The organism is Curtobacterium flaccumfaciens, from assembly GCF_051548005.1.
In the GTDB taxonomy this organism is placed as follows: Bacteria; Actinomycetota; Actinomycetes; order Actinomycetales; family Microbacteriaceae; genus Curtobacterium.
Map to the genome: position 1 here is coordinate 1 of NZ_JBPUGH010000174.1, position 6,854 is coordinate 6,854.

At 70.2% G+C, this 6,854-nt stretch carries 7 protein-coding genes; all 7 read left to right on the forward strand.

Annotated elements, in window-relative coordinates:
* Nucleotides 1-228: 228 nt before the first annotated feature.
* Nucleotides 229-771, forward strand: a complete 543-nt coding sequence (locus ACSW7Y_RS15320; RefSeq protein WP_438127104.1) for an adenine phosphoribosyltransferase — start codon at nucleotides 229-231, stop codon at nucleotides 769-771.
* A 177-nt stretch (nucleotides 772-948) separates the two neighbouring features.
* On the forward strand, nucleotides 949-2,970 hold the full coding sequence (thrS, locus tag ACSW7Y_RS15325) for a threonine--tRNA ligase (protein ID WP_438127105.1): 2,022 nt from the start codon (nucleotides 949-951) through the stop codon (nucleotides 2,968-2,970).
* Nucleotides 2,971-3,254: 284 nt separating this feature from the next.
* Nucleotides 3,255-3,803 (forward strand): HIT family protein, encoded by a 549-nt coding sequence (locus ACSW7Y_RS15330; protein ID WP_438127110.1) that lies wholly within the window; start codon nucleotides 3,255-3,257, stop codon nucleotides 3,801-3,803.
* Nucleotides 3,804-3,815: 12 nt separating this feature from the next.
* Nucleotides 3,816-4,736: a pyridoxal 5'-phosphate synthase lyase subunit PdxS gene (gene pdxS, locus ACSW7Y_RS15335; protein WP_438127106.1), complete on the forward strand. Its 921-nt coding sequence runs from the start codon at nucleotides 3,816-3,818 to the stop codon at nucleotides 4,734-4,736.
* A complete protein-coding gene (pdxT, locus tag ACSW7Y_RS15340) occupies nucleotides 4,726-5,331 on the forward strand; it encodes a pyridoxal 5'-phosphate synthase glutaminase subunit PdxT (protein WP_438127107.1) in 606 nt (201 codons plus the stop codon). The genes pdxS and pdxT overlap by 11 nt, the downstream gene beginning before the upstream one ends.
* Before the next feature lie 239 nt (nucleotides 5,332-5,570).
* Nucleotides 5,571-6,335: a YebC/PmpR family DNA-binding transcriptional regulator gene (locus tag ACSW7Y_RS15345; protein ID WP_438127108.1), complete on the forward strand. Its 765-nt coding sequence runs from the start codon at nucleotides 5,571-5,573 to the stop codon at nucleotides 6,333-6,335.
* Between the two features lie 4 nt (nucleotides 6,336-6,339).
* A partial coding sequence (gene ruvC, locus ACSW7Y_RS15350; protein ID WP_438127109.1) for a crossover junction endodeoxyribonuclease RuvC occupies nucleotides 6,340-6,854 on the forward strand: 515 nt, incomplete at its 3' end.

Here is a 6,854-nt window from a genome sequence, read left to right on the forward strand (position 1 = left end):
GTGCGGGGCAGTGCGCCGCGCACCGCGTGCGGAACCTCGCACGCTCCAGGCCGGACCTCGCACCGTGCGGGTCCGGCGCGCTCAACGCGCCAGGCGCGTCCGGTGCGAGGTTCCACGTTCGGTGCGAGGTAATTCGCCGCGCACCGCGTGTGGAACCTCGCACGCTCCGGGCCGGACCTCGCACCGTGCGGGTCCGGCCGACCGTTCCCACTGCCGTACCGTTGTGCGGTGACCGAAACCGCAGCTGCCCTCGTCGACCGACTGACCGCGATCGTGCCGGACTTCCCGAAGCCCGGGATCCTGTTCCGCGACGTCACGCCCGTGTTCTCGGACCCGGTGGCGTTCGGTCGGGTGTGCGAGGCCCTCGCGGCGCCGTTCGCCGTGGGGGCGGGCTTCCAGGCGGTCGCCGGCATCGAAGCCCGCGGGTTCGCACTCGCCGGTGGCATCGCCGCGCAGCACCAGGTCGGCGTCCTGACCGTCCGCAAGGCGGGCAAGCTCCCGGGCGAGGTCCTCAGTGAGCAGTACGCACTCGAGTACGGCGAGGCCGAACTCGAACTCCGCCCCGGTCAGTTGCCCGCGGGCACCCGCGTGCTCGTCGTCGACGACGTCCTCGCGACCGGCGGTACCGCAGCCGCGACGATCACGCTCCTGGAGCGTGCCGGCTACGAGGCCATCGGCTTCGCCGCACTGTTGGAGCTCGACGGACTCGCCGGTCGTGCGCGCGTCGAGGCGCGGGTCCCGGTGACCACGCTGGGATCCGTCCCGGCCTGACGGACCCGCACCGCGCCTCCAGGCGGTTCCTGCACGGCTGTGCCCGCACAGCCGTTCTTGCACAGCCGTTCCTGCACATCGCGACGAGCGTCCGGCACAGTACACAGCAGGGCAGCACCGTCGCCGTCGCGCACTAGTCTTGACCCACCCCTGAACCAACCGAGGAGCACCACGATCGTGACCGACGCAGTCGCACCCGAGCCCGTAGACCTGCCCCAGGCGCCCGAGCCCCGCACCGCGACGACGGCCACGACGGGCACCGAGCTCTTCGACGGCGAGCGCGGTGTCGTCGCCATCCGCGTCGACGGCGTCCTCAAGGACCTCGCGGCCGAGGTGTCCTCCGATGTGACCGTCGAGGCGGTCACGCTGCAGGAGCAGGACGGCCTCGACATCCTCCGCCACTCCGCCGCGCACGTGCTCGCGCAGGCCGTGCAGCAGATCAACCCCGACGCCAAGCTCGGCATCGGCCCGCCCGTCACCGACGGCTACTACTACGACTTCGACGTCGCCGAGCCCTTCACCCCCGAGGACCTCAAGGCGATCGAGAAGGGCATGGACCGCATCGTCAAGCAGGCCCAGCGCTTCCGTCGCGTCGTCGTCACCGACGAGGAAGCCCGCGAGCGCATGGCCGGGGAGCCCTACAAGCAGGAGCTCATCGGCCTCAAGGGCGCCGCGGACTCCGGCGACTCCGGTGAGAGCGTCGAGGTCGGCGCCGGCGAGCTGACGGTCTACGAGAACGTCGACCCGAAGACCGGTGAGGTCGTCTGGCAGGACCTCTGCCGCGGTCCGCACGTCCCGCACACCCGGTGGATCGGCAACGCGTCGAAGCTCATGCGGGTCGCGGCGGCGTACTGGCGCGGCTCGGAGAAGAACCCCCAGCTGCAGCGCATCTACGGCACCGCCTGGCCGGACAAGGACCAGCTGAAGGCCTACCTCGTCCGCCTCGAGGAAGCCGCCAAGCGCGACCACCGCAAGCTCGGGGCCGAACTCGACCTGTTCTCGTTCCCGGACGAGATCGGCTCGGGCCTCGCGATCTTCCACCCGAAGGGCGGCATCATCCGCCGCGAGATGGAGGACTACTCGCGACGCCGGCACGAGCAAGAGGGCTACTCGTTCGTCTACACGCCGCACATCACCAAGGGTGACCTGTTCGAGCAGTCCGGGCACCTCGGCTGGTACAAGGACGGCATGTTCCCGGCCATGCACATGGACGAGGCACGCGACGAGGACGGAAACGTCACCCGGCAGGGCGCGGACTACTACCTCAAGCCGATGAACTGCCCGATGCACATCCTCGCCTACCGCTCCCAGGCCCGGTCCTACCGCGACCTGCCGCTGCGGATGTTCGAGTTCGGCACGGTCTACCGCAACGAGAAGTCTGGTGTGATCCACGGGCTCACCCGGGTGCGCGGCATGACGCAGGACGACGCCCACATCTTCACCACGCAGGAGAAGATGAAGGAGGAGCTCACCACGACGCTCGAGTTCGTGCTCTCCCTGCTGCGCGACTACGGCCTCGACGACTTCTACCTCGAGCTCTCCACGAAGGACCCGGAGAAGTACGTCGGCGACGACGAGGTCTGGGAGATCGCGACGAACACCCTGCGCGAGGTCGCGGAAGAGTCCGGGCTCGAACTCGTGCCCGACCCCGCCGGCGCGGCGTTCTACGGCCCGAAGATCTCCGTCCAGGCCCGCGACGCCATCGGCCGCACCTGGCAGATGTCGACCGTGCAGCTCGACTTCAACCTGCCCGAGCGCTTCGAGCTCGAGTACACGGCGCCCGACGGCTCCCGGCAGCGCCCGGTGATGATCCACCGTGCACTCTTCGGGTCGATCGAGCGGTTCTTCGGCGTCCTCACCGAGCACTACGCCGGCGCGTTCCCGGCCTGGCTCGCCCCGGTCCAGGTCGTCGGGATCCCGGTCGCGGCCGAGTACGGCGACTACCTCGACGAGGTCGTCGCGAAGCTCCGCTCGCACGGCGTCCGCGCCGAGGTCGACCACTCCGACGACCGGATGCAGAAGAAGATCCGCACGCACACCAAGGCGAAGGTGCCGTTCCAGCTCATCGCCGGCGGCGACGACCGCGACGCCGGGGCGGTGTCGTTCCGCTTCCGCGACGGTCGACAGGACAACGCGGTGCCGGTCGACGAGGCCGTGGAGCGCATCCTCACCGCGATCCGCGAGCGCGCGCAGGTCTGATGACCCAGCCAGGGCCCACGCCGCCGGTTCCGGACCGACGCGCCAGCGGCGGGACGGTCGTGCCGGTGGGGAGAGGCACCGAGCAGGTCCCTGGGACCGGTCACGTCGAGGACGTGGTCGGCCCCGGGGCCGACGGTGCGTCCCGCGCACCCGTTGCGTCCGGCGCACCCGTTGCGTCCGGCGCACCGGTTGCGTCCGGCACACCTGTTGCTTCCGGCACACCTGTTGCTCCCGGCACACCTGTTGCTCCCGGCGCCTCTGTCGCCTCCGGTGCCGAGGACCCGCTGGTCATCCGCGACGCCGCGACCGGAGCCGCGGTCGCCGACGCCTTCCAACGGCTGTGGAACCCGCACCGCATGGCGTACATCGACGCCGGACGCGACGGCAAGGGCCGCGGCCACGACGACGACTGCCCGTTCTGCGAGGCGCCCCACAAGACCGACGAGGACGCCCTCATCGTCGCCCGGGGAGAGCACGCCTACGTGCTGCTCAACCTGTTCCCGTACAACAACGGGCACCTGCTCGTGTGCCCCTACCGCCACATCCCGCTGTACGACGAAGCCTCACCCGACGAAGTCCGCGAGATGGGCGAGCTCACGCAGACGGCCATGCGCGTGCTGCGTGCGGTCTCACACTGCGACGGCTTCAACATCGGGATGAACCAGGGCGAGGTCGCGGGGGCGGGCGTGGCCGGGCACCTGCACCAGCACATCGTCCCCCGGTGGCAGTCCGACTCGAACTTCTTCCCGATCATCGCCCGCACGAAGTCGATGTCGCAGCTGCTCGGCGAGACCCGTCGTCTGGTCGCGGAAGGCTGGCCGACGGAGCACTAGACTGGCCGAATCATGAGCGACAGCAGCAGCACCCCGAGCACCCCCGGCACCTCGATCACCGGCTCCGACCGCGTCAAGCGCGGCCTCGCGGAGATGCTCAAGGGCGGCGTGATCATGGACGTCGTCGACGCCGAGCAGGCCCGCATCGCGGAAGAAGCCGGCGCCACGGCCGTCATGGCCCTCGAGCGCGTCCCCGCCGACATCCGTGCCCAGGGCGGTGTCGCCCGCATGTCCGACCCGTCGATGATCGAGGAGATCATCGCCGCGGTCTCGATCCCGGTCATGGCGAAGGCCCGCATCGGCCACTTCGTCGAGGCCCAGGTGCTGCAGGAGCTCGGTGTCGACTACATCGACGAGTCCGAGGTGCTCTCGCCCGCCGACTACGTCAACCACATCGACAAGTGGAACTTCACCACCCCCTTCGTCTGCGGCGCGACCAACCTCGGCGAGGCCCTGCGCCGCATCACCGAGGGTGCGGCGATGATCCGCTCCAAGGGCGAGGCCGGCACGGGCGACGTGTCCGAGGCCACGAAGCACATCCGCACCATCTCGAAGGAGATCGCGGCGCTGCGTCACCTCAAGGAGGACGAGCTCTACGTCGCGGCGAAGGAGCTCCAGGCACCCTTCGACGTCGTCAAGGAGGTCGCGCAGACCGGCAAGCTCCCCGTCGTGCTCTTCACGGCGGGCGGTGTGGCCACCCCGGCCGACGCCGCGATGATGATGCAGCTCGGTGCGGACGGCGTCTTCGTCGGTTCCGGCATCTTCAAGTCGGGCGACCCGGCCAAGCGTGCGGCCGCGATCGTCAAGGCGACGACCTTCCACGACGACCCGAAGGTCATCGCCGAGGTCTCCCGCGGGCTCGGCGAGGCGATGGTCGGCATCAACGTCGCCGACGTCCCCGCTCCGCACCGCCTGGCCGAGCGTGGCTGGTAGTCCGACGGCGCACCCGCGCATCGGCGTCCTCGCGCTGCAGGGGGACTTCCGCGAGCACATCGCCTCACTGACCGAGCTCGGTGCCGACGTCGTGCCGCTCCGTCGTCCGGAGGAGATCGCGTCGCTCGACGGCGTGGTCGTCCCCGGCGGCGAGTCGAGCGTGATGGACAAGCTGTCGCGCGCGTTCGGTGTCGCGGAGCCCCTGGCGGATGCCATCCGCAGCGGACTCCCCACGTACGGCACGTGCGCCGGCATGATCATGCTCTCCGCACGCATCGCGGCGGGCATCCCCGGGCAGCAGACGCTCGCGGTGCTCGACACGACGGTGCGGCGGAACGCCTTCGGCAGCCAGAATGACTCGTTCGAGATCGACATCCCGATGCCGGAACTCGGTGAGGTGCCCGTGCACGCCGTGTTCATCCGGGCACCCGTGGTCGAGGAGCACGGCGCCGGCGTCGAGGTCCTCGGGGCACTCCCGGACGGGCAGGTCGTCGCGGTGCAGCAGGGCAACGTCATCGCCAGCGCGTTCCATCCCGAGGTCGCGGGGGAGGACCGGTTCCACCGGCGCTTCCTCGACCTCGTCCACGCCTCCTGACGCCCACCCTCGCTGCCGGAACCAGGTTCCGGACACGGAACCACGATCTTCCGCGGTGCTGTGTCCGGAACCTGGTTCCCCACAGCGTGACTCGCTCGGGGCCTACCCGCGCGCCGAGCGGCGGGCTCCGAGCCGACCACCGGGCTGCGCACTGTCCACAGGACCAGCGCGCCGGACCGACACCGCGCCTCCCGGCTCGGTAGACTGACCAGGATCTTCCGCAAGACGCAAGGAGCACCGTGTCCGGGCATTCCAAGTGGGCAACGACCAAGCACAAGAAGGCGGTCATCGACCAGCGCCGTGCCAAGTCGTTCGCCAAGCTCATCAAGAACATCGAGGTCGCCGCCAAGATGGGCGGCGCCGACCTGTCGGGCAACCCGACCCTGGTCGACGCCGTGCAGAAGGCCAAGAAGACCTCGGTGCCGAACGACAACATCGACCGCGCGATCAAGCGCGGCGCCGGTCTCACCGGCGAGTCGATCGAGTACACGACGATCATGTACGAGGGCTACGGCCCGAACGGCGTCGCGATGCTGATCGAGTGCCTCACGGACAACAAGAACCGCGCTGCGGCCGAGGTCCGTACGGCGATGTCGCGCAACGGCGGCACGATGGCCGATCCGGGCAGCGTCGCGTACAACTTCTCGCGGAAGGGCGTCATCTCGGTCACGAAGACCGACGGCCTCGACGAGGACACCGTCATGGGCGCCGTGCTCGACGCCGGCGTCGAGGACGTCATCGACCAGGGCGGCGGCTTCGAGGTCATCACCGAGGCGAGCGACCTCGTCGCGGCCCGTACGGCCCTGCAGGACGCCGGCATCGACTACGACTCGGCCGACGCCGAGTTCGTCCCGGGGCTCAAGGTCCCGGTCGACGCCGACACCGCCCGCAAGGTCTTCAAGCTGATCGACGCGCTCGAGGACTCGGACGACGTGCAGAACGTCTACGCGAACTTCGACATCCCCGCGGACGTCCAGGCCGAGCTCGACGACGACGAGGACTAGCACGGTGCTCCGGGTGCTCGGGGTCGACCCCGGGCTCACCCGGTGCGGTGTCGGCGTGGTCGAGGTCGCACCGAACCGGCGCGCCCGCCTCGTGCACGTGACCGTCGTCCGGACGCCAGCGGACATGGCCCTCGAGCAGCGGTTGCTGCGGATCGCCGACGGCATCGCCGCCGAGATCGACGAACACCGCCCGCAGGCCGTCGCCGTCGAGCGGGTCTTCGCCCAGGCGAACGTCCGGACGGTGATGGGCACGGCGCAGGCCGCCGGACTCGCGCTGCACGCAGCGGCAGCGCGCGGTCTGCCGGTCGGACTGCACACCCCGTCCGAGGTGAAGGCGGCCATCACCGGGTACGGCAACGCCGACAAGCGGCAGGTGCAGACCATGGTCGCCGCGGTCCTCGGGCTCGCGGAGGCTCCCAAGCCCGCCGACGCTGCTGACGCGTTAGCCCTCGCCGTCTGTCACGCCTGGAGGCTCGGCTCGCCCGACCAGGCAGGGTCCGGTCCGTCATCGCTCACCCC

Bases quoted from the DNA above. Each gene is read 5' to 3' on its own strand.
- pdxS (WP_438127106.1), top strand. From the start codon at position 3,816: ATGAGCGACAGCAGCAGCACCCCGAGCACCCCCGGCACCTCGATCACC.